This window comes from Kitasatospora phosalacinea (genome assembly GCF_000716545.1).
GTDB lineage: Bacteria > Actinomycetota > Actinomycetes > Streptomycetales > Streptomycetaceae > Kitasatospora > Kitasatospora phosalacinea.
This window is the reverse complement of the sequence record NZ_JNWZ01000095.1, coordinates 1-22,328: the sequence shown is the minus strand read 5'-3', so window position 1 is coordinate 22,328 and position 22,328 is coordinate 1. Positions and strand designations below refer to the sequence as shown.

13 protein-coding genes and 3 pseudogenes are annotated in these 22,328 nt (G+C 69.4%); 7 read left to right on the top strand and 9 right to left on the bottom strand.

Annotation, left to right across the window (positions count from 1 at the left end; all coding sequences use genetic code 11):
- The first annotated feature begins 225 nt into the window (after positions 1 to 225).
- Positions 226 to 1,404, top strand: coding sequence for a UDP-N-acetylglucosamine--N-acetylmuramyl-(pentapeptide) pyrophosphoryl-undecaprenol N-acetylglucosamine transferase (locus OO48_RS31825; RefSeq protein WP_033222662.1), 1,179 nt, complete (start codon positions 226 to 228; stop codon positions 1,402 to 1,404).
- Between the two features lie 160 nt (positions 1,405 to 1,564).
- Here OO48_RS31825 and OO48_RS40395 read toward each other — a convergent pair whose 3' ends face one another.
- On the bottom strand, positions 1,565 to 2,332 hold the full coding sequence (locus OO48_RS40395; RefSeq protein ID WP_245194882.1) for an ISAs1 family transposase: 768 nt from the start codon (positions 2,330 to 2,332) through the stop codon (positions 1,565 to 1,567).
- Positions 2,333 to 2,442: 110 nt separating this feature from the next.
- Positions 2,443 to 2,619, bottom strand: a pseudogene (locus tag OO48_RS40390) (ISAs1 family transposase); the annotation flags it as partial.
- A 295-nt stretch (positions 2,620 to 2,914) separates the two neighbouring features.
- Between OO48_RS40390 and OO48_RS31815 the strand changes: the two are divergent.
- The 3 genes and pseudogenes from OO48_RS31815 to OO48_RS41320 all read left to right on the top strand — a co-directional run bounded on the left by OO48_RS31815 (position 2,915) and on the right by OO48_RS41320 (position 5,264).
- Entirely contained in the window at positions 2,915 to 3,166 is a 252-nt protein-coding gene (locus OO48_RS31815) for a hypothetical protein (protein WP_033222661.1), read from the top strand.
- A complete protein-coding gene (locus tag OO48_RS31810; RefSeq protein ID WP_033222657.1) occupies positions 3,166 to 3,558 on the top strand; it encodes a hypothetical protein in 393 nt (130 codons plus the stop codon). Before OO48_RS31815 ends, OO48_RS31810 begins: the two co-directional genes overlap by 1 nt.
- A 637-nt stretch (positions 3,559 to 4,195) precedes the next feature.
- Positions 4,196 to 5,264, top strand: a pseudogene (locus tag OO48_RS41320) (IS630 family transposase).
- A 326-nt stretch (positions 5,265 to 5,590) separates the two neighbouring features.
- Here the strand turns inward: OO48_RS41320 and OO48_RS38695 are convergent.
- The 6 genes from OO48_RS38695 to OO48_RS31775 all read right to left on the bottom strand — a co-directional run bounded on the left by OO48_RS38695 (position 5,591) and on the right by OO48_RS31775 (position 15,413).
- Entirely contained in the window at positions 5,591 to 5,731 is a 141-nt protein-coding gene (locus tag OO48_RS38695; RefSeq protein ID WP_157845592.1) for a hypothetical protein, read from the bottom strand.
- Positions 5,732 to 6,126: 395 nt separating this feature from the next.
- On the bottom strand, positions 6,127 to 9,387 hold the full coding sequence (locus tag OO48_RS31795) for a type I restriction endonuclease subunit R (RefSeq protein ID WP_033222652.1): 3,261 nt from the start codon (positions 9,385 to 9,387) through the stop codon (positions 6,127 to 6,129).
- Positions 9,384 to 10,487 (bottom strand): restriction endonuclease subunit S, encoded by a 1,104-nt coding sequence (locus OO48_RS39410; RefSeq protein ID WP_033222650.1) that lies wholly within the window; start codon positions 10,485 to 10,487, stop codon positions 9,384 to 9,386. The genes OO48_RS31795 and OO48_RS39410 overlap by 4 nt, the downstream gene beginning before the upstream one ends.
- Positions 10,488 to 10,541: 54 nt before the next feature.
- Positions 10,542 to 11,621: a virulence RhuM family protein gene (locus tag OO48_RS31785; protein WP_033222648.1), complete on the bottom strand. Its 1,080-nt coding sequence runs from the start codon at positions 11,619 to 11,621 to the stop codon at positions 10,542 to 10,544.
- The gene (locus OO48_RS31780) at positions 11,614 to 13,236 is read right to left on the bottom strand and encodes a class I SAM-dependent DNA methyltransferase (RefSeq protein ID WP_033222646.1); all 1,623 of its coding nucleotides are present in this window, start codon (positions 13,234 to 13,236) and stop codon (positions 11,614 to 11,616) included. The genes OO48_RS31785 and OO48_RS31780 overlap by 8 nt, the downstream gene beginning before the upstream one ends.
- 17 nt (positions 13,237 to 13,253) lie before the next feature.
- A complete protein-coding gene (locus OO48_RS31775; RefSeq protein ID WP_033222644.1) occupies positions 13,254 to 15,413 on the bottom strand; it encodes an SAM-dependent DNA methyltransferase in 2,160 nt (719 codons plus the stop codon).
- 388 nt (positions 15,414 to 15,801) lie between these two features.
- Between OO48_RS31775 and OO48_RS31770 the strand changes: the two genes are divergently transcribed.
- The 3 genes from OO48_RS31770 (at position 15,802) to OO48_RS31760 (ending at position 22,101) form a co-directional block, all read left to right on the top strand.
- Positions 15,802 to 18,237: an AAA family ATPase gene (locus OO48_RS31770; protein WP_033222642.1), complete on the top strand. Its 2,436-nt coding sequence runs from the start codon at positions 15,802 to 15,804 to the stop codon at positions 18,235 to 18,237.
- On the top strand, positions 18,234 to 18,608 hold the full coding sequence (locus OO48_RS31765) for a hypothetical protein (protein WP_033222640.1): 375 nt from the start codon (positions 18,234 to 18,236) through the stop codon (positions 18,606 to 18,608). Before OO48_RS31770 ends, OO48_RS31765 begins: the two co-directional genes overlap by 4 nt.
- A 97-nt stretch (positions 18,609 to 18,705) precedes the next feature.
- Positions 18,706 to 22,101: a HelD family protein gene (locus OO48_RS31760; RefSeq protein WP_033222638.1), complete on the top strand. Its 3,396-nt coding sequence runs from the start codon at positions 18,706 to 18,708 to the stop codon at positions 22,099 to 22,101.
- A gap of 146 nt (positions 22,102 to 22,247) precedes the next feature.
- Here OO48_RS31760 and OO48_RS41090 read toward each other — a convergent pair.
- Positions 22,248 to 22,328, bottom strand: a pseudogene (locus tag OO48_RS41090) (transposase); the annotation flags it as partial.

The following is a 22,328-nucleotide window of genomic DNA, read 5'->3' as shown; positions in this document are numbered from 1 at the left end:
AACAACCCCTCAACGCCCACAAGACCGGCACCATCGTCGGCCTCACCGCCGAAATCGGCGCCTCCGTCTCCAGCGGCGCCCCCCTCTGCGAGATCAAGGGGGACTGACCGCGCCTCGACCACCCCGCCGGGCGGGGCGATCGGCCGCCCCGATCGCCCCCGTAGGCTGATCCCTCGTCAAGTCGAGTGGTGCGGTCCGCGGTACGGCGGTCGATGGGAGACGGGCATGGAGTTCACCGAGCAGGTCGGCCCCCTGCGCCTGGTGGTCACGGGCGGCGGCACGGGCGGGCACACCTACCCGGCGCTGACGGCGGTGCGGGCGCTGCAGGCCCGGTTGGCCGCCCGGGGGCGGGCGGTGGACGTGCTGTGGGTGGGCACCGCGGCGGGGCTGGAGGCCCGGGTGGCGCCGGCCGAGGGGATCCGGTTCGAGCCGGTCGCGACGGGCAAGATCCGACGCTCCTCGAACCCGCTGAAGATGATCTCCCCGGCGAACGTCCGGGACATGTGCCGGGTGCCGCTGGGCGCCTGGCAGGCCAGGTCGCTGATCGCCCGGTTCAGGCCGGACGTGGTGCTGGCGACCGGCGGGTACGTGGCGGTGCCGGTGGGCCTGGCGGCCCGCTCGTGCGGGGCCCCGCTGGTGGTGCACGAACAGACGGTGCGGCTCGGGCTGGCGAACAAGGTGCTGGCCCGCGCGGCGACCAGGGTCGCGGTGTCCTCGGAGTCCACCCTGCCGCTGCTGCCGAAGTCCGCCCGGAGCGCCGCCGCGGTGACCGGCAACCCGGTGCGTCCGGCGGTGCTGGCCGGGCGGGCCGACAAGGCCGTGACCGCGCTGGGCCTGTACGGCTTCGACCGCTCGCTGCCGACGGTGTACGTCACGGGCGGCGCCCAGGGCTCGGTGCAGATCAACACCCTGGTCTCGGCGGTCCTGCCGGAACTCCTGCAACAGGCCAACGTCGTCCACCAGTGCGGGCCGGCCAACGAGGCGGCCCTGCGCGGCCCGTCCGCCGCCCTGCCCCCGCACCTGGCCGGCCGCTACCTGCTGACCGGCTACCTGGGCGCCGAACTCCCCGACGTGCTGGCCCTCGCGGACGTGGTGGTCAGCCGCAGCGGTGCCGGCACCCTCGCCGAACTCACCGCCCTCGGCAAGGCCGCCGTCTTCGTCCCGCTCGCCTCCTCCGCCGGCAACGAACAGGCCCACAACGCCACCCACCTCCAGCAGTCCGGCGCCGCCACCGCCCTCCTCGGCGACCCCACCCCCGCCGACCTCCTGGCGGCCCTGACCCCCCTGCTCACCGACCCGCTCCGCCGCGGGGCCATGGCCGCCCGCTCCCGCGAGCACGGCCGCCCGGACGCGGCGGAACGCCTGGTCGACGTCCTCCTCTCGGTGGCCGGCACCCGGCGCTGAGCCGGACCCGACCACCCGGAGGCCGCCGGAAACGCGGCAGCACCCCGACCGTTCGTACTGGGTCGGGGTGCTGCGCTGCGGGCCAGAAGGGGCGTGCCCCCTCGTCGCATGTGGGCCGCCAGCAGGGCTTCGGCAAAGTCGCGTGATGTCCGTTTCGTGATCACTTGAGCCCAAGGAGGGCGAGTGGTCGGTGCGGGTCGCGGGCATTGCGCCGGAGTGCGGCGGCGATACCGCGGACGCCTGCGAGACGGAGTGCACCGATGGTGAGGTTGCGCCAGGTGGCCATCGCCCGGGGTGCGTTGCCGGTACGGAGCTGGGGGGCATCCTCGGCGAAGGTCACGTCACGGATGTGATGCAGTGCCTCGACGGACCAGTGGCCGCGGATCAGGGCGGCGAGCTGTGCGGGAGTGGCCCGGCCGGCCGGCAGACTGGTGACCGCGTAGATCGTCTTGATGGTGATCTTCCCGGTCCTGCGGTTCACTCGGCGGCGCTTGAGCTGGATGGCCTGGCGGGCGTGCGGGAAGAGCAGGTTGTTCACGGTGGCCACCTTGATGCGGCGGATCTCGCCCCGCCCGTGTCCGGCCTCCCTGATGCGTCCCTGCAAGGGGATCGCTTGCCAGGGAAGGGACTTGAGCTGCTTGCGGAGCTTCTTCCGGTTGCCCTTGACGATCACGATGTAGTGGGCGGACCGGCTCATGACCAGGTAGTCGGCGTGCTCGCGCCGGGTGTGCATCGCGTCGCTGGTCACCACGGCTCCTGCGAGGCCGACGATGGTGTCGGGCAAGGGCTGGAAGCAGGCGATCTCGTTCGTCTTCTCGCCGACGTCCAGCTGGGCGAGGACGCTGCTGGTGGTGTGGTCGAGGGCGGCGAGCAGGTGGATCCTCCGGCCGTTCGCCCGGGCGGCGCCGCGCAGGCTCTTACCGTCCACCGCGATCGCCCGCAGCCCGTTCGCCGGGAGGTTTTGCGGCTGGCGGTCGGCCAGCTTCCCACCGCGCGGTCGAGTGCGTCTGCGTCGATCCGGGCGAGGACCCGGCGGATGGTCGCTTCGCCGGGTGTTGGACGGCGTCCGGTCAGTGGATCGCACCGGGCGCCGAGTGCACCGAGGACGTCAGGTGGAACGTCGGCGGCCCACTCGCCGATCGCCAGAAGCGAGGTCGCTCCGGCCAGCACGGCGGTGGCGGCCAGCGCGAGCACGTATGTCAAGGCGTGGCGCACCCCACGGGGATCGCGGGGATCAGGCACCTCGGCCAGCCGTTCCAGCAGGCCAGGGCGCTCGCCCGGCCCGGTCGGCGGCTGGTCGCGGAGCTGGTCAAGGGCAGGCGGGATCAGCGATGATGCAGCGGCAGGCACGGTCTTCCAGCGGGATCACGGGGCGTCGAGAACTCCATGATCTTGGAAGCCCGTGCCTGCTTCACGTCCGGACCGCTCACCCGCTGCGGACCGTGACCAAGCGGACGATTCGTCACTTTGCCGAGGCACTGAACTTGCTACCGCTGGTAGGATAAGGGGCATGGGTAGTAGTAAAAAGTATTCGGTCAGCCTCCCCGAGGATCTCGCTGAGTCTGTGCGCGCTCACGTCGGTCCAGGCGGCTTCTCCGCGTACGTCGCCGAAGCGCTGGAGCAGCACGTTGCCATGGACAAGTTGCGCGAGGTGGTCGCCGACTTTGAGACCGAGAACGAACCACTGTCCCGAGCCGAGGTCGAAGCAGCCCGCGCTCTGCTGCAGCATGATCACCATGCCACCGGCGGGGCCGCCGCCTGATGCCCGGCACGCTCCTGCTCGACAGCGAAGGCCTGTCGAAGCTCTACCTCAAGGACCGTGCCGTCATGGCCTTGGTCCAGGCGGCCATCGAGGAGGGCTTCCGCGTCGCCACGACGGCCATGACCACCCTCGAAGCCGACTATGAGCGCATTCACCCGGCCCGTATCCGGTGGGTCCTCTCTCGTATTGATGTCTACGACGTCACAAAGGAGGTCGCCGACCAAGCCGCCGCACTACTTCGCGACCAGCACCTTCACGGCCACAAGTACGCCATCGACGCGGTGCTCGCCGCTGCAGCGCGCTCCGCGCGTGGGCCTGTCACCCTCATCACATCCGACCCCGAGGACCTGACGCTTCTCTGCGGACCAGCTGTCGAAGTCATCAAGGTCTGAACGAATCGCTGACCAGGCAGTCGCTGCGCGCCGAGCAGGCAAAGATCACCCGCGGAGACCTCGACCACCGGGGCGTTGTCGGGCACACCGTGAACGCCTGGGGTCCGACAAGCCCGAGCCGCGCACGGCCGGCCTCCCGGTAGCCGACTCGACCTTGACCCCCCACTGATCGGCAGAACTCTGGCGGCGTGCCAAGACAGCCGCTCACGCAGGCGGACCCCGAACGCAACAGCACCCCGGCCAGGGCGAGTAGCCGGAGTGCTGCGCTGCAGGTCAGAGGCGGTACTACCGCCGCGTTCCGGGTGGGCCGCCAGGGGTTCGAACCCTGAACCTACGGATTAAAAGTCCGAAAATCCGTCAATTACCTTGTGTCACGCCGGTCCAGCGCCATCCAACGCGGTCCAAGAACCCGCAGGTCAACGCCGGTCCCGGCTGGCCGGGCAACCACGAGGGTCCACCCTTGTCCATACCCAGGTCAGGTGGGCTTATCCCCGCTCCATCCCCGCACTATCCCCGCTTCATCCCCGCTCCGGACCGCTGGAGGGGACGATGCGGCAACGTCGCTACTGAACTTGATCGAGTGATGTCGGAGTCGTTTGCCTGACAGTGGTGGGCGGGCTCCGGTAGCCATGGCTTCGTGAGATACGCGCAGGGCGGCGGGTTGACCGACGCCGAGAGGGCCGCGCGGGAGCGGATCCGGCTGCAGGCCGTGGAACGCTTCGAGGGCGGGGAGAAGAACAAGGAGATCGCTGCCGCGCTGCGGGTGTCGGAGCGGTCGGTGGAGCGGTGGCGCCGCGCCTGGCGCGAGCGCGGAGAGGTCGGCGTCCAGTCGAAGGGCTCACCGGGCCGCCCGAGGCTCGGTCCGGCCCAGATTGCCAGACTGGAACGAGAGTTGGAGCGCGGTCCGCTCGCCCACGGCTGGGCGGACCAGCGGTGGACGCTGGCGCGGGTGAAGACGCTGATCGGCCGGCTGTTCCACATCTCGTACACCGTCGAGGGCACGTGGAGGCTGCTGCGGCGCCACGGCTGGTCGTGGCGCCGCAGCAGCCCGCCCGCCGGGCCATCGAGCGCGACGACGCGGCGGTCGAGGTCTGGAAGAAGGAGACCTGGCCGCGGGTAAGAGCGCGGCGGCGGCCCTCGGAGCCTGGATCGTCTTCGAGGACGAAGCCGGGCAGTCGATGACACCGCCGCGCACCAGGGCCTGGGGCCGGATCGGTCGGACCCCGGTCGTCCGAGTCCGCGGCCGGGGCTCCGGGCGGGTGTCGATGGCCGGCATGACCTGTTACAAGCCCGGTGAACGGTCCCGGCTGATTTACCGGATCCGCGAGTACCGGGGTCGCAAGGACGAGCCGAAGGGCTTCGGCTGGCGCGACTTCCGGGACCTGATCGTCCGGGCCCGGATCCAGCTCGGCGGTCCGATCGTGCTGGTCTGGGACAACGTCCGTCTCCATCTGACCAAGCCGCTACGGGAGTTCATCGAGGCGAACTCCCACTGGCTCACCGTGTTCCAACTGCCCACCTACGCACCGGACCTCAACCCGCAGGAGGGCATTTGGTCGCTGGTCAAACGCGATATCGGCAACCTCGCCGCCGCCGACCTCGACCAGATCACCCGGGCCGTGAAACATCGGCTCAAGCAGATCCAGCACCACCCCGACCTGGTCGACGGCTGCCTCGCAGGCACCGGCCTGATCACGGACGGCTGACCGACATCACGCATTCAAAGTCAGCAGCAGCGATATTAAGCAGCAAACCCGGAGCCATCGGATCTTCCAACCGACGACGCAACGTTTCCCTACCTCCGACTTCTCCCGCCCAACAACCTACGCGGCAGGGAAGCGCATTGACGGACTTCACCATCCGACGGTTGAGTTCGGCGCTCGTCCCAACCTGCGGTTCCCCGGGGCCGGGACGAGCGTGGTCAGTCCGTCGGCTTCTCGACCGCCGACAGGCCTCCGGACGTACCGGCCGGGCCGGGCAGGACGGCGCGGGCATAGCCGAGGTGGCGGTCGGCGGGTACGCCGAAGGCTCGTCACACCCAGTCGTAGCTGCACTCGGCGTGCTGGTGGTGACGTCGGGCAGTGGGGCCGAGACCAGCGTCGTCGGCGGCGCGGCGATGCCGGTCGCGGGCGGGTTCGATCAATTCGGCAGTGGGCGGCTTGAGCTCAGTCACGGTGAACTCCGACTTGGTTAGGGCTGGTTGTGGCCCTGGTACGGGTTGGAGGTGGTGGGGCATCTCTGCCCGCCCACCCCCCGCCTCTCAATCGACACCACTATGGGAACATCAACTTCCTTTCATTTACCGAAGGTTGATGCCTTTAGACTGGTTCTGCCACTGCAGCTCGGCTCTTCCACTCCGACCAATTGCCGCCTTTGACCGATTCGAGGTTCAGGGTGATCCCCGTCGCGCCGTGAAACCTGTCAGGCGAACTCGCCCAGGGTGAGTCTCCTGAAAGTCGCGGGCAGAGGGTGATCAGCTCCGCTGTCCGAGAGCAGCTCCCCGGTGGCGAGGGATCGGTACGAGGCGGCCTGTTGCCTCGTACCGATCGTCTCGTCTACCGCCCCAGGTCAGGTGTTCTGTGCGCCGTTGGTGGACCACTCGGTGGCGAAGTGCTCCATCTGCTTCAGGACCAGGTCGATGGCCTCCGGTGCCGCATCCGGCGGGTAGTTGCGGCGGGCCAGGAGGCGCTTGATGGCGCTGCGGAGTCGGGCGCGGACCGGCTCGCGGGCGATCCAGTCCGGCTTGAGCTTGCTGCGGACCTCAGCGACCAGTTCGCGGGCGATGCCGGCCAGCACCTCGTCGCCCATGACCGAGCGGGCCGTGCCGTGGTCGGCGACCGCGTCGTAGAAGGCGAGCTCACGCCAGTCCAGCGGCGGCTCGAACTTCTCGCCGCGGCGGGCGTCCTCCATGACCTCCTTGGCCATGTCCACAAGCTTGGCGATGAGTTCGGCGCTGGTGCACTGCTGCCGCATGTACCGGACCATGAGGTCCTGCAACCGCTCGGAGAAGGTCGTGCGCCGGACGATGTTGTGCCGGGTTACCTCGCGCATCTTGCGCTCGATGAGCCGCCGCAGAGCCTCAGCCGCCAGGTGTGGCGTCTCGCTGCTCTGCAACTTCGCGACGAGCGCGTCGTTGAGGTGTGTCAGGTCGGCAGTCTCCAGGCCGGCCTCGGCAAGCAGGTCGGTCACACCGCCGGTTTCGACGACCGAGGAGGTGAGCTGTGCGAGGTACAACTCAACATCGCGGGCGACGGGGAGACCACGGGCCTCACGGTTCATCGCGTCGATCTTCGCCATGTAGGCGCGGACCTCGACGAAGAACTGGATGTCCCGCCGCCAGGCCGGATGGTCCGGGAAGCGCCCGCCGATGTCGGTGGAGCTGCCGCAGAGCGCGTAGAAGCGCTCCAGACGGTGGGCATGCTCGCGGTAGCGCCGGCCGAGTGTCTGCCGAGGGTCGTCGAGAGTCTCGGGGTTGTTGCCCGCGGTGGCCGGGTCGAGGAGGTAGTTCGCGGCCCGGAGCGCGGCGTCGATGAACGCCGTCTTGGAGGGCATGTCCAGCCGGGCCCGCCAGTCGAAGCCCCGCAGGATGTCGTTCAGGATGTCGTACTCATTACGCAGTTCGTCCAGCGCCCGGCCGAGCTCCTGCCCGAGCGTGCGGTCCTCCTGGTCGGCGTCCGTGTACTCGGCGATCGCCCGCTGGAGGTTCTCGGTGAGCGGCGCGTACCCGACGAGGAGGCCGTCCTCCTTGCCCCGGAAACGGCGGTTGACCCGGGCCAGGGCCTGCATCAGACCGGCGCCCTTGAGCGGCCGGTCCAGGTACATGGTGTGGACGGGCGGCGCGTCGAACCCGGTCAGCAGCATGTTGTTGACGATGAGCAGCTGAAGCTCGTCCTCTGGGTCCTTGGCCCGGTTGATGACGGCCTTGCGCCGGCTGTCGCTCAGGGCGTGGGCGAGGAGCCGCTCGGGGTCCTTGCGTGTGTTCGAGGAGAACACGATCTTCATCGCGCCCTTCTCGAAGTCGTCGCTGTGCCACTCGTCCCGCAGCTCGCGCAGGGCGTCGTACACGCTGACGCAGATCTCCCGGGTGGCGCACACGATCATCGCCTTGCCGGGTGCGCCGCCCGCTTCGGAGACGCCGACGAACGGCTGCATCGCCGTGCGCCGCGTGTCCCAGTGCTGGACGAGGTCGGCGGCGAGGTCCCGTATGCGGGCCGGCGCGCCGTACAGCGCGTTCATCGTGGCGACGGCCTGCTCGACGCGGCGGCGCTCGACGTCGTCGAGGCCGTCGGTGATCCGGTCAGCCTCCTCGTCGATGGTCGTCGGGTCGATGTCCCGGTCCATGACGAGCTGGATGACCCGGCTCTCGTGGAAGACCTTGACCGTCGCCCCGTCGTCGGCGGCCCGCTTGAGGTCGTAGACGTCGATGTAGTCGCCGAACACGTCACGAGTGTTGCGGTCGGCCTCGGAGATCGGCGTACCAGTGAAGGCGAGGAGCGTGGCGTGTGGGAGGGCGTCGCGCAGGTGGCGGGCGTAGCCGTCGAGGTTGTCGTAGTGGCTGCGGTGCGCCTCGTCGACGACGACGACGATGTTCCGGCGGTCGGAGAGGAGCGGGTGGTCCGCGCCGGACTCCTTCTCTTCCTTGGTACGCCCGAACTTCTGCAGCGTGGTGAAGAGGATGCCGCCGACCCGCTTGGCCGCGAGCTCATCGCGGAGCTGGGCCCGGCTGAGGACCTGCTCCGGCGCCTCCGGGAGGATCTCGCTCTCCAGGAACGTCGAGTACAGCTGGTCGTCGAGGTCCGTGCGGTCCGTGATGACGACGACCGTCGGGTTCAGCAGCGCCGGATCCCTCATCACCATGGTGGTGGTGAGGACCATCTCCTCCGACTTGCCCGAGCCCTGCGTGTGCCAGACGACACCGGCCTTGCCGTCGCTCGCGGCGGCCACGCGTACGGCCTCGGCGGCGAGGGTGACGGCGTGGTACTGGTGCGGCTTCGCGATGCGCTTCATCCGCTTCGACGGCACGAAGTTGATGAACGACTTGACGAGGGCGAGGAACCGGTCATGAGTGAACAGGCCGTGCAGGGCCAGGTTCTGACCCGAATCCCATATGCCCTCGGCGGAGAACGGGTCGACCCGCTCGCCGAACTCGTCCGTGTTCCACGGCGCGAAGTGCTCGTACGGCGTGAACGGTGTGCCGTACTTGGCCGTGATGCCGTCCGAGACGAGGATGACCGCGTTGTACCGGAACGCGGTCGGGAACTCCTCGACGTAGCGGGTCACCTGGGTGTGCGCGTCCTGGAGCGTCGCGTCCTCGTCGCCGGCGCGCTTCAACTCCATTACGGCGAGCGGCAGTCCGTTGACGTACAGCACGACATCGAAGCGGCGGCGCTTCTCGCCGTCGATGACGGTGACCTGGTTGAGGACGCGGTACACGTTGCCGGCTGGATCGTCGAGGTCGACGAGTCGGATGGTGGGGTTGTGCTCGGCCCCGAAGGAGTCGGTGTACGTGATGGATCGGATGCCAGCGGTCAGGTGGCCGTGAGCGGTGCGGTTCTCCTCGTACGTGTCCTGGGAGGCGGGCGTCGCGGCGGCGCCGACGGCGTCCCGGACGGCGTCCGGGGGGAGGCCCGGGTTGAGCCGCTCGATCGCGTCCCGGAGGTCCGGGTACAGGATCAGGTCGTCCCACGACTTCCGGTGGCCGGAGCCCGGCGCGAACTCGTTGGCCGGCGCGGGCTCCCAGGCGAGCTCGGCAAGCTCTTCGAGGGCGAGGAGCTCCCAGTCGGACTCGTGCGGGCGGAAGTTCTGTCTGTCGTCGGGGGCGCCGGTCATACGTGGTCCTCGACAATCTTCTCGGCGTCACGAACGCGGAGGCGGCCGGACATGAGCTGGGGGAGGAGGGTGTCGCGGAGGGTGGCGAGGGCCTGGGACTCCTGTCGCGCCAGCGCCGCCCTGCGGGCCAGGCTCCGGATCTGCTGTCCCGTCTCGCCGAACTGGCGGGGGTCGACAACCTCGGTCGCCATGACCTCAGCGGGGCGAACTCGCTGGTGGCTCTTCGAGGTGCCGGTCACCTTCGCGGCCAGGTCGTCCAGGAAGCTCCGCTGGCTGGTGGCCGCCCACAACTCATGCACTGTCAGGGAATCCCTAGGCGCCAGAACCAGGAACTCGGTCGATGCCAGCGATGGGATCGCCGGGTCTGGTTCAACGTTCCACACACGGGGGATCTCCGGGTTCAGCTTCGACAGCAAGACCGCCGGCTCGGACACCGTGAACTTTCCGCTCTTGATCGATTCCGGAGACACCCGCTCGGGCAGCTTTCCGGCGTCGAACGCGGGGAGGCTGTAGTGGTCGACGGCGGCGTCCACGATCTCCTGCGGTGCGACTTGGTCCTTCCGAAGGGCGCAGATCTCGTCCAGGCGAACCCGCGCTCGCTCGGGCTCGCGGGATACAAGGGCCATGGAGAGATCCTCGGCCGTGGTCGCGATGCGCGCGTTGACGGCGACCTTGTCATCCAGGGTACCCAGAATTCCGACGATGGCCCGCTGCTCGCGGAGCGGCGGCCAATTGATCGGCACCGGGTGTACGTGGTTGCGGTTCAGCGTTGGGTTCGAAGAACCGACGTCCATGGAAAGGAAGTTCAGGGTGCCCAGAAAGTAGTAGACGAACCGGGGGTCGTTTCCCTTGAAGTCCTTGACCCAGAGTGTGGTGTCATGCGGCCAGAAATCGCGGTCCAGGTAGAAGACCTTACCCAAGGTTCCCTTGCGTCCCATGACCACGCCGGGCCCCTTGACCATGGCGGTGTCATGGTGACTGCCGATACCTCCGGACGACACCACCGGAACATCTCCCGAGGCCTGCTGTGCCTTGGTGATGTCGAAACCGCGCTGCAGAGTCATGACGTGGCCCACCGTCGTACGCGTCCACTCAGACATTGACCCTCCCAAGCTGCTCCCGAACCGCCTTCTCCAGCCCCGCCGACTGCCCGCTCACCGCTCCCCCTCCAGTTCCTCCGCCGCCGTCGAGAGCTCGTCCAGCGCGTCCCAGTTGCCCTCCGCCTGTGCCAGCTCCCGCATCTCCCGCTCCGCCTCCTCGTCCGCCCGCAGCGCTTCCAACGCACGCCGCTGGACGTCGAACTCCTCGTAGCGCGCGGCGGAGACCGCAGCGGCCGCCGCGTGGGTGGCCCTGCCCGGTCCGGGGAGGACCGGCAGGTCGTTCACCTCGATGAACCGGGCCGTCGCAGTCACCCATTCCGTCATGGTGATCTGCTGCCGCCGCCGGGCGCGGAGTTCCGCGAAGTCGAGGAACTGGGTCGTCAGCAGGTTCAGCGTGCCGATCTCCTCCGACGTGAGGTAGTTCTTCGCGACACTGACGTCTGCCTTACGGACCCGGCTGCCCTTCCAGGAGGTGAGGCCCATGTTGGGCTTCCCCGGGTCGCAGCGGGCGAGGATCAGCTCCGCGGCGGTCTGCTGCGTCGCCGCATAGAGCAGCTTGTTCTGGATCGTGGCGTAGAACGTCCGGGCCGGTTCGCTGTCGGGCTGGTAGTCCGCGCTGGTCGCCGCGAAGACGTCCCGTACCTTCTGGTAGAACCGCTTCTCCGAGGCGCGGATCTCGCGGATCCGCTCCAGCAGCTCGTCGAAGTAGTCGAAGCCGTCGGGGCCGGGGTTCTTCAGTCGCTCGTTGTTGAGGGCGAATCCCTTGACCAGGTACTCACGCAGCGTGGTCGTCGCCCACTGGCGGAACTGGATACCGCGCGGGGACCGCACGCGGTACCCGACTGCGAGGATCATGTCGAGGTTGTAGACGAGTACGTCGCGCCGGACCTGGCGCGAGCCCTCCTGGCGAACCATTTCCGTAGAGGAAATAGTTGCCTCGGCGAGTTCTCCGTCTTCCAGGATCTGGCCGATCCGCTTGTTGATGTTGGGGATGCCGGTCTCGAACAGCTCGGCCATCTCGGCCTGCGTCAGCCACACCGTGCCGCCGACAGCACGCATCTGGATCTGGCTGCGGCCGTCCTCCGTGCGGTAGAGGACCAGTTCCCCGGAGTCTCCGGAGGAGTACTCAGACATCGAGCCTCCCCAGCTGCTCCCGAACCGTCTTCTCCAGCTCCTCGGACTTCTCGAACAGCCCGAACAGCTCCTCCGTCAGCGCCGCGATCCGCTCCGCCACCGCCTCCGCGTCCTCTTCTTCGGCCTCGACGGCACCCACGTACCGGCCCGGCGTCAGCACGTACCCGTGCTCCCGCGCCACCGCCAGGTCCGCCGAGTAGCAGAAGCCCGGAACGTCCTCGTACGTCAGCCTGTCCGCCTTCGCGGAGGCCGTGCCGCGCCACGCGTGGTAGACGCCGGCGATCTTCGCCAACTCCGCGTCCGTGAGCACGCGTTCCGTGCGGTCGACCATCTCGCCCATGCCCCGGGCGTCGATGAACAGGATCTCCCCGCGGCGGTCGGCCAGCGCCTTCCCACCCTGCGGGGACTTGTCCTTGGCGAGGAACCACAGGCATGCCGGGATCTGCGTCGTCCGGAACAGCTGCGACGGCAGCGCGACCATGCACGCGACCAGGTCCGCTTCCACCATCGCCTGGCGGATCTCGCCTTCCCCACTCGACTGCGAACTCATCGAGCCGTTCGCCAACACGACACCCGCCGTGCCGCGCTCCCCCAGCTTCGAGACCATGTGTTGGAGCCACGCGTAGTTGGCGTTGTTCCTCGGCGGGACGCCGTACCTCCAGCGGCCGTCGCTCTCGTCCCGGGCCCAGTCCTTGATGTTGAACGGCGGGTTGGCCATCACGAAGTCGGCCCGCAGGTCCGGGTGCTTGTCGTCGGCGAAGGTGTCGCCCCACCGCGCAGCGAGGTTGCCGTCGATGCCGTGGATGGCGAGGTTCATCTTCGCCAAGCGCCACGTCCGCTCGTTCAGTTCCTGCCCGTAGACGGAGATGTCGGCCTTGTGGCCACGTCCCCGGTGCGCCTCGATGAACTTGGCTGCCTGCACGAACATGCCGCCCGAACCGCACGCCGGGTCGTACACGCGCCCGTGGTACGGCTCCAGAATCTCGACGATCAGCCGGACCACCGACTGCGGGGTGTAGAACTCGCCGCCCCGCTTGCCCTCCGCCCGCGCGAAGTTGCCGAGGAAGTACTCGTACACCTCGCCCAGGACGTCCTGCGCCGGTTTCTCCTCCGTGCCACCGAAGCGTGCGTCGCTGATGAGGTCGACGAGTTCGGCCAGGCGCTTCTGGTCGACGTTGTCGCGGTTGAAGATCTTCGGCAGCACGCCGGTCAGCGCCGAGTTCTCCCGCATGACCGCTTCCATCGCCTCGTCCAGGAGCTTGCCGACGCCCTGGCTCTTGGCGTTCGCCGCGATCCACGACCAACGAGCCGTCTCCGGCACCCAGAAGACGTGGGCGCCGGTGTACTCGTCGCGGTCCTCCAGGAAGTCGCCGATCTGGTCCTCGGAGATGCCGTCCTCGGCGAGCTCCTTGGCGAGCTCCTTGCGGCGCTCCTCGAAGGCGTCGGAGACGTACTTCAGGAAGATCAGGCCGAGGACGAACTCCTTGTACTGCGCGGCGTCGATGGAGCCGCGCAGCTTGTCGGCGGCCTTCCAGAGGATCGCCTGGATCTCCTTGGGCGTGGAGGCGCTGAACAGCTCCTCCTGCTCGGTGGGCTTCTTCTGGCGCGGAGGCATGGGGTGGGCCGTCTCCTTCAGTCGTCGGTTCCGGGAAGTACGGGAAGTGCGGGCGGGTGCTGGATCGTCAGGGTGCCGTCGGCCATGCCGGCGGCCGTGATGCGGGCCAGGTCGTCGAGCGCCTCGGACTGCTGCCGTAGCAGCTCCGCCCGGCGCTCGATCTCGGCGAGCACGGCCTCGTACCGCTCCAACTCCTCGCGCCCCAGGTCGGGGACGCTCAGGTCCTCGATGCCGTACGAGGCCCGTACGGCTCCGTTGGTGCGGCCATGCTCGGAGGCGGCAGCACGCAGAAGGGCCGCCAGAGCGCGGGGGCGGATCGGCGGGTCGGCGTCCGGGTGGACGCGCAGGATGCGGGCGGGGGCTACCACTACCGACAGACCCTCGGTGTCGACGTGGATACCGAAGCGTGGGCTGGTGGTGACCACGAGATCGCCTGGCTCGGTGAACTGGATGTGGTCGTAAGCCGTGAGAACCAAGCCCCGGTCGATGCGGCGGCGGCCCAACCGCGCGGTGCCGAGGATCTCCTCCGGACCGATCACCGCGTAGTGGCCGTCAGTGGAGAGATGCTCGGGGGCGATGCGGTGGCCGGGGCGGCGGCGCAGGCGGCGGTCCTTGAGGAGTTGGCGGACGGTCGTACGGCGCACCGACTGCTCCTCGGGGCGGAGCACAGCCCCGGTCTTCAACGGGCCGTCGACGGCGGCCCGGCGCGTCGCACGCTCGTCGAGTTCGGCGAGGTGCCGTTCCATGTCGGCGATGCGGGCGGGGCGTTCCGCGACGGTCCGGGTATGCCGGGCCTCGGGAGCGCGGTGCTGGGGGGTGAAGGCCGAGCCCGGCCGGTCGTCGAGTTCCTTCGCGGGCACGACGGCCGCGTGGCGGAGCCGGTGGCGGCGATCCCCGTGCCAGGCGGAGGCCCGCCAGATGGCGATGTCCTCGGCGAGCCCGTCGAGGACCGGTTCGGTGAGCGGCTGGGCGGAGTAGTCGGCGAGCAGGACACGGCCCGCGCGCTCGTCCTCGGGCGTGCGGGCGAGGATCCAGACGGCGGTGCGGTAACCGGGCCGGTAGGCGAAGGCCCCGCCGGGGAGGCTGATCGCCGCCTTGAGGAGACCATCGTTGAGAAAGGAGCGGCGCAGCCGGTCCGCGGCGCCATGCCGGGGCAGGGGCCGGACCAGCGCGTCGGCCGGGCCGAGGACGACGGCCGTCGAGCCGTCGCCGAGGTAGTCCGTGAGGTCCTGAATCCGTTCCAGGGCACGGCGCGTGCTGCGGGTCTCGCCCGCCTCGTACGGGAGTGCGCAGACCAGTACGTCGGGGTCGCCCCAGTCGTCCGTGGACAGCTCCCCGCCCTCGGCGACATCGAGCGAGAACTCGTACACGCCCCGGACGAGCATCCTGCGTCGGACAAGCCGGGTGAGCGTCGGATCGGGCTCAGCCGCGAGGTAGGTGTGGCCCGAGTCCTCGGCCGCCGCCGCATGCAGGGCGGCGAGCAGATCGCCGCTGCGGGCGTATGGGGTGGCGAGGACGGACTCGTCGGGACGGGCGTCGACGCCGGCCAGGGCCGCGAGGACACGGGCCACGGCCGGGGTGGGTTCGTCGGCCGCCAGATCGTGGGAACCGAGGCGACGGCGGGCCTCCAGGACCCACTCGAAGGCTTCGGCGGGAGTGTAGGCGGCCTCCGCCAACTCGTCGGCGAGCGCGCCCAGAGCCAGGCCCAGGCGTTCCGGGTCGGGGACGGCCCGCAGTTCGGAGACGAGGAAGGTGTCCTCCGGATCGAGCTCAGCGGCCTGAGTGAGAAGGTCTCCCCAGGGGTGGCTCCCGACAGGTGCGTCGTACTGCTGGCGCAGGCAGAGCAAGGCCGTCAGCGCGCCCACCAGCACCGGCGCGGAAAGACCGGAGGACCGCCAGGCAGCAAGGGTGTGCAGGGCCGCCTCTGCCCACAGCCGGCGGGGCTCCGTATTGCCGCGGCCGGTCCGCACCAGCCAGTCCACGACCTCCCGAGCATCGAAGAGCGGGCTGCCGCCCTCGCGGATCACCGGGGCGGGGAAGTCAACGTGGCGTCGACTCCAGGTGGTGGGGACTGGTCGCTTCACCCGGGCAAGCGCGGCGATCTCGGCGTATCCGATACGCCAGGACAGCGGGCCGGGCAGGATGAGGGCGTCGTCGATCGGCGCCGGATTGCTCATCGATCCCCCTCCCGTGGTCGCGAATGTCCGTTGAGCTCCGTGGAGTCGTGTCCGCCGCGCCAGCTCCGGGGAGCCGTCGGCGGCAGAGAGCAGAATCCTACCGATATCAAGGGCCAGATCATTTGTTCGCCTGGTAACCCCCGTTATCAAGCGATTCGAATCGCACAAGCCGGGCCTCCGCGCCGATCGACGTCCCGGCCAGGCCTTGCCCCAGAGGCCCCGGAGAAGGCCGAGGAAAGCCAACTAGAAAGGCACAACAGGAAGTTGATAACCCTGGTTACCAGTGAATCGTAGTGGCTCAGCGCCGCTCGCTCTCTAGCGTTCCGTCCTGTCAGCAGGCCGTGCAGGACACCGCCTGATCCCCGCAACACTGCGCAGGAGGCCCTTCGTGACCAAGGCGGAACAGCACCAGCAGACCGCGCTCCCCCTCAGCGAGGCGGTGGCAGCGCGCCTGGCGGAGTCGGACCTGCCCGGGACCGTCAAGACTCTTGTCCGCGACGCGCTCGACAGTGACGGCGGCACCGGCGAGGCCGACGCCACCGCTACGTCGTTCGGCGTCTCCGGACGCGTCTACCTCGGCTCCCTCGCCGTCAGCGGCTTCCGCGGCATCGGCCCCCGCGCCCGGCTGAGCCTCAGCCCCCGCCCGGGCGTCAACCTCGTCGTGGGCCGCAACGGCTCCGGTAAGTCCAGCCTCGCCGACGCCATCGAGGTCGGCTTCACCGGCACCCGGGCCCACCGGCCTGGCCAGGACGCCAACCGCGGCGGGTACTGGGCCAACCTCCACAGCGCCGAACGGCCCAAGATCGAGCTCAAGCTCGCGATCGAGGGCGACACCGGCAACAGCACCCTCACCCGTACCTGGGCCGGCGAGGAGTTCGGCAGCTCCGAGGCCAGCTTCAAGCGCCCTGGCCACGGCACCGTTCCCCTGGCCGAGGCCAGCTGGGGGGCGGCCCTCGCCGACCAGCGGCCGTTCCTCTCGCACACCGACCTCGACCTCATGCTCACCGGCAAGCCGTCCGAACGGTACGACGCGATCGCCGGGATCCTCGGCATGGACCTGCTCTCCACCGCGGTCAACAAGCTGACCGCGCAGGAGAAGGCCCTTGCCACCGCCGCGAAGGAGGCGAGGGACAGCCTGCCCGATCTGAAGGACGCCCTCTACGCGCTGGAGGACGACGACCGTGCCGTACGGGCCGTGCTCGCCGTGGACACCCCGGGAGCGCTGGACCTCGACACCATCGACGCGCTGGTCGCCGGTCTCCCCCCGGCCGACGACAGCCGACTCGCCGAACTCCATTTCGAAACCGAGGCGCAGGGACCCGACCTGGCGAAGGTCGGGGAGGCCGTCCAGCGGCTGCGGATCGCCCTCGCCGACGTGGAGGACCTCCACGGCACCGACGCCGAGAACGCCCGGCTGCGCGCCGACCTGCTGGAGAAGGTCCTCGCCCACGCCGACCGGCACCCCGACGACGTCTGCCCGGCCTGCGGAACGGAACGGGTCCTCAGCCGGGAGTGGTACGACCGCGCCGCCGACCAGGTGGCGGAGCTGCGCCGCGAGGCGAAGACCGCCGAGGACGCGCACGCCGCCGTCCGGACGGGCAGGCAGGACCTCCAGAACCTCATCGAGAGTCCCCGGCGGATCCCGGCTGTCCTGGCCGGCCCGTGGGCGGTGTGGACGGACTGTCGGCGGATCACCGACCCTGTCGAGCTCGCCAGGAGTGCCGAGGACGCCGCCACGGTTCTCGCCGACGCCTGCGACACCGTCAGGAGGCGCGCGGTCCGTGAACTGGAGGAACGCGACGAGCGGTGGCGCGCGCTCGTCATCCGGCTCGCAGCCTGGGCGGACAAGGCACGCGAGACCGAACGGAACAAGCCCCTGCTGAGCAACCTCCGCAAGGCGGTGAAGTGGCTCAAGGACCTCTCCACCGAACTGCGAGAGCAGCGTATGGAGCGCTTCACCGACGCCACGCAGGGCATCTGGGAGCGCCTTCGGCAGGAGAGCAATGTCGACCTCACGGCCGTGAGCCTGAAGGGCAGCGAGAAGGCGAACGTCCGCAGGCTCGTGATGGCGGCCTCCGTCGACGGCCAGGACGCCCCGGCACTCGACGTCATGAGCCAGGGAGAGCTGCACTCCCTCGCGCTCTCCCTCTTCCTACCGAGGGCCACGACCGCAGACAGCCCGTTCGGTTTCCTCGTCATCGACGACCCGGTGCAGTCCATGGACCCGACCAAGGTGCACGGGCTCGCCCAGGTCCTGCACGAGCTGGGCAGGCACCGGCAGATCGTCGTGTTCACCCACGACCCCCGGCTGCAGAAGGCGTTCACCGACCAGGAACTGCCGGTCACGGTCTTCCAGGTGGCGCGGGGCGAAGGGTCGCGCGTGAAGGTCGACTGTGTCGACGACCCGGTCGCCCAGGCCATCGGCGACGCCCGGGCCATTGCCGCCACCCCGGGCCTTCCCGCCGAGACGTACAGCCATGTGCTGCCCGGCCTGTGCCGCATCTCCCTGGAGAACGCGTTCCTGGAGGCCGCATGGATCCGTCACCACCGTTCGGGCGGGTCGGAACACGACCTCGCGGCTGCGATCGACGGCGCTGACAGGTTCCAGGAAGTCGCGGCGCTCGCCCTGTTCGGCGATGTGCGGCGCGGCAGCGACGTCAGGGAGGAGGTGCGCCGCCGCTACGGAACCCCGGCGTGCTCCCTGATCCAGCAGTGCCAGAGCGGAGCCCACCCCGGCGGCGCCCTGATCACCGACCCCCACCGCTTCGTCACGGACGTCGAGAACCTGGCCCAGAAGATCCGCAAGCCGGAGGTGTCCGCATGACCGCCGCCTCCCCCACGTCCGTCGCCGGGCTGCTGTCGACCGCCTACCGTCTCCTCGACGGCGAGCTCGCCGATGCCACCGCCGCCGGTCGGCACCGCGGCGCCTGCCTCGCCCTGCGGACTGCGCTGGAGCTCTGTGTCGATCAGGCGCTGGCAGCCGCGGTGCCGGGCCTGTCCCGTACGACCGGCCGAGCCAAACTGCTCCTCCTGCACTCCGTCGCACCCGCCGAGACGGCCCGGCGCGCGAGAGCCCTCTGGTCCCAACTCAGTCTGGGGTGCCACTACCACCTGTACGAGCTCGGGCCCACGTACGAACAGGTGCAGGGCTGGCGAACCGAAGCCGACGGCCTCGTCCGAGAGCTGATCCTCTGACTGCCCGTCACCCCATGTCCGGTTTCTGATAGTTGTTTCATCGGGGTACGGGCACACGCCCGTGGCGGTGCTCCCCGGCACCGCAGGGAGGACGCACATGAGCACCACCACTCGGGACGAGATCCTCGCCGGCGAGCAGCGGGCGGTGGACCACGCGTACGACTGCTACACCACGAAACTGGCCGAAATGAGCGGGACTTCGGCCGCCACCGCCTCGGCAAGCGGCAAGGACGGCATCGCCAACCGGGCCGAGGCGGAGGCCCGCGCGGAGTCCTACGGCGGGCTCGGCAGCGAAGCCCTGGTCTTCGCCCGGGTCGACGCACCGGAGGATCCGGGCGGAGAGCCGCGTCCCTGGTACATCGGCCGCCGCGGCGTGCAGGACGCCTCGCACGAGCCGGTGGTCCTGCTGTGGACCAGCCGCATGGCAAAGAAGTGGATCGAGGCCCGGCCCGAAAACCCGGGCGAGGTGGTCCTGCGTCGGCAGCTCCGCTGCGTGCAGCAGATCGTCGAGAACTACTACGACGAGATCACCCCGCCGACGCCTGCTTCCGCGGTCCGGACAACTCCCGAGCCCGCCGTCGTGCCGGAGCCCCGCCGGGCTGCCGACGAAGACCAGGCGAAGGGCACGACGCCCACCGCGGGGCGGGCCGCGGCCCCCACCCCCGGCAATGTCGTACGACACCAGCGGCGAAAGGAACTCCAGCCGGACGACTTCCTGCTTCGGGAGCTCCAGCGGTCGCGCGGCGGCCGAATGCGGGACATCGTCGAGACCATCCGCCGTGACCAGATGGAGCTGGTCACCGGCTCGCCGTCGGACATCCTCGTCGTACAGGGCGGCCCCGGCACCGGCAAGTCGGCGGTCGGCCTCCACCGGGTGACCTGGCTCGTCAGCAACGAGCACTTCAAGGCCAAGGACATCCTGGTCATCGGCCCCCACCAGCGGTTCCTCGACTACGTCGGCCAGGTCCTCCCCACCCTCGGCACCCGGGACGTCAACGCCGTCCAACTCGACCGCCTGTGGGAGGGCGAGATCCTCGGCGCCGACTCCGCGAAGGCCCGCCTCGTGAAGTCGGACGAGCGCATGGCCGCCGTACTGCGGCGCCGCGTCGAAAGCGACTTCCATCCCGAAGCTCTCGACGCCCTCACCGTCGATCCCTCTTTCGAGGGCGACGAGCCCGCGATCGTCGTCACCGCCGGCAGTACGACCCTTCGCGTGCCGAAGTCCGAGGTCCTCGTCCTCCTCGACCGGGCCCACGCAGGCGACGGACCCTTCCGGGAGCGGCGCGACCGATTCCGAGCGCTCTTCGTCGACCGGCTCCTCCAGGAACTCGCCGACATCGCGCCGCGCCGCAGGCAGGCCGACACCATCCGCCGTGACCTGGAGCGCAACCGCCGGGTCGAGCGCCTCGTCGAACGCATCTGGCCTTCCCCCGGGCCCCGGGAGGCCCTGCGCAGCCTCTACGACTCGACCGACCTGCTGCGGGATTGCGCCGACGGCATCCTCGACGAGGACGAGCAGGCAGCCCTGCTGCGGGCACGTGCCGCCAGCGCGGACGCCGATCCGTGGACCCTCGACGACCACGTCTGCCTCGAAGAGCTCCGCGTGCTGATCAGCGGCGACACCCCACCGCGATACGGGCACATCGTCGTCGACGAGGCCCAGGACCTCACGCCCATGCAGGCCCGCTCCCTGCGGCGGCGCTGCGCCGTCGGCGGCTCCATGACCGTCCTGGGCGACCTCGCACAGGCGACGGGCGCCCACATCCCGCCGAGCTGGGACCTGCTCGGCGCGATCCTCTCCGACCACGGTGACTGGAGCGTGGCCCACCTCACCACGAGCTACCGCGTACCCACCGAAATCATGGAGTTCGTCGCCCCGCTCGCGCATGCGATCGCTCCGACCCTGCCGTATCCGAAGGCTGTCCGGGAGGCGGGAGCAGACGCCGTTCGGACCATGGCAACCGAACCATGGAAGCTGCTCGACGACACCGTCGCCCAGGTGGCCCGGCTCGTTGACACCAGCGATGGCAACACCCCCCGCTCCGTGGCTGTCATCGTTCCCGACGACTCGGACTGGCTGGGCGCCATCGGCCGCAGGATCGCCGAGGACAGCGCCATTGGTGAGCAGAACGGCGAGCCCGTCTCCGTACTGACTGCAGCTCAGGTCAAAGGCATGGAGTACGACCACGTCCTGGTTGTCGAACCCGCCACGATCGCGGACCGCGGCCCCACCGGGCTGCGCCGGCTGTACGTCGCCCTTACCCGCAGCACCCAGAGCCTGACCGTCCTGCACACTGCCCCGCTGCCGACGGCGCTCACCGACGACGGGGACGCGCTTGCCCCGAAGACGCTCGATACCCAGCCGGAGGGCAGCAGGGTCGGAGCGCTTCCCCGGGTCGGCACCGATGTCCGGGTGGAGGTCGTGGACCGGACACCGGGCGGTCGCTACAAGGTCAAGCCGTTGTCGCCGATGATCGACCGTCCGCTCGTCCTCACCGTCCGCCATGGGTCGGTTCCCCCACTGCGGGGGGCGAAGCTGGACTGCTGGGTGTTCACCAACGACACGACCCAGACGGTGCTCACCTCCGACCAGCGCGGTCGGTCGCCCGTTTCGGACCGAATGGTCGAGCGCTACCTGGCGGCACTCGACGTGCTCGGAGAACTGGTGGAGCGCGACGGCAGCGTTCCCGACGCCCGTAATCGCCTCTCCGACCTCCAGGGCATGGCCAACCGTGTCCTCCGACGGGACCAGGCCGACTGGGTCGACGTACTTCACCTTCTCGGCGACCCGAACAGAGAGCGACTCGGTGTACTTCGCGACCTCGCCACGACGACCAACCGCGCGCTCAAGGAGAGCAATTTCGACGTGGGCCGGCTCGCGGAAGGGTTGGACGCTTCCGGCTGGGCAGGGCCCCTCGCTGAGGCACGGCGAGAACTCCACGAGCGCTTCAGTACGGCGACGAAACCGAACTCCGACGACGCGGCCCTCGTCGCCCCGACGCAAGCCGATCAGAAGGAAGAAGTGCAGATGACCACTGCGGACACCACCGCCACAACACCGGCTGCGACCACGAAGGACGACTTCCTTCGCGCGCTGGAGACTGCCGCCGGCACCGACCGCGCATGCAAGAAGCACGAAGCGGTTCGTCACGCGCTGAAGGCATCACTCCTCTGGGCAGACCTCCAGCCGACCGACTCGGTGATCGTCGACGTCAGCTGTGTCACCCAGCACGGTCTCTTCCTCTACGAGGCGTTGGGCGCAGGCTGCTCCACCTATGCGGACCTGCGATCGGGCGCAACCCGCCTGCTCGAGATCAACCACACGCTGCCGGAGCCAGCCGACGGCCTCTACCTCGTCCTCGCCGAACCCCCGGCCGAGAACTGGTCCGTTGACACGATCCGCAACGTCTTCCGTGTCAATGTCATCTGGCGCAGCCCCACCGGTTGGGACGGCGACAACGCGGAGACCGCTGTCGGCGGGTCTGTACGGTGAGCGGCTCTGGTCCGTAATCGGTCCGGTGACGTTGCATGGTGATGATCACTGGAGGGCGTACGGCCCGCTCGGTCGTGCGTCTGCCCCATGATTGGCCTGGTTCGTGTCTTGGCGCCTTCGGTGCAGCCGTTACTGACGTCGGCTTGTCAGGGTGAGGTTGGGGTGTCGAGGGTCAGGCCGGTGCCGGCTATGAAGCCGTCGAGGGTCTCGGGGCGGTACTGCAGGCG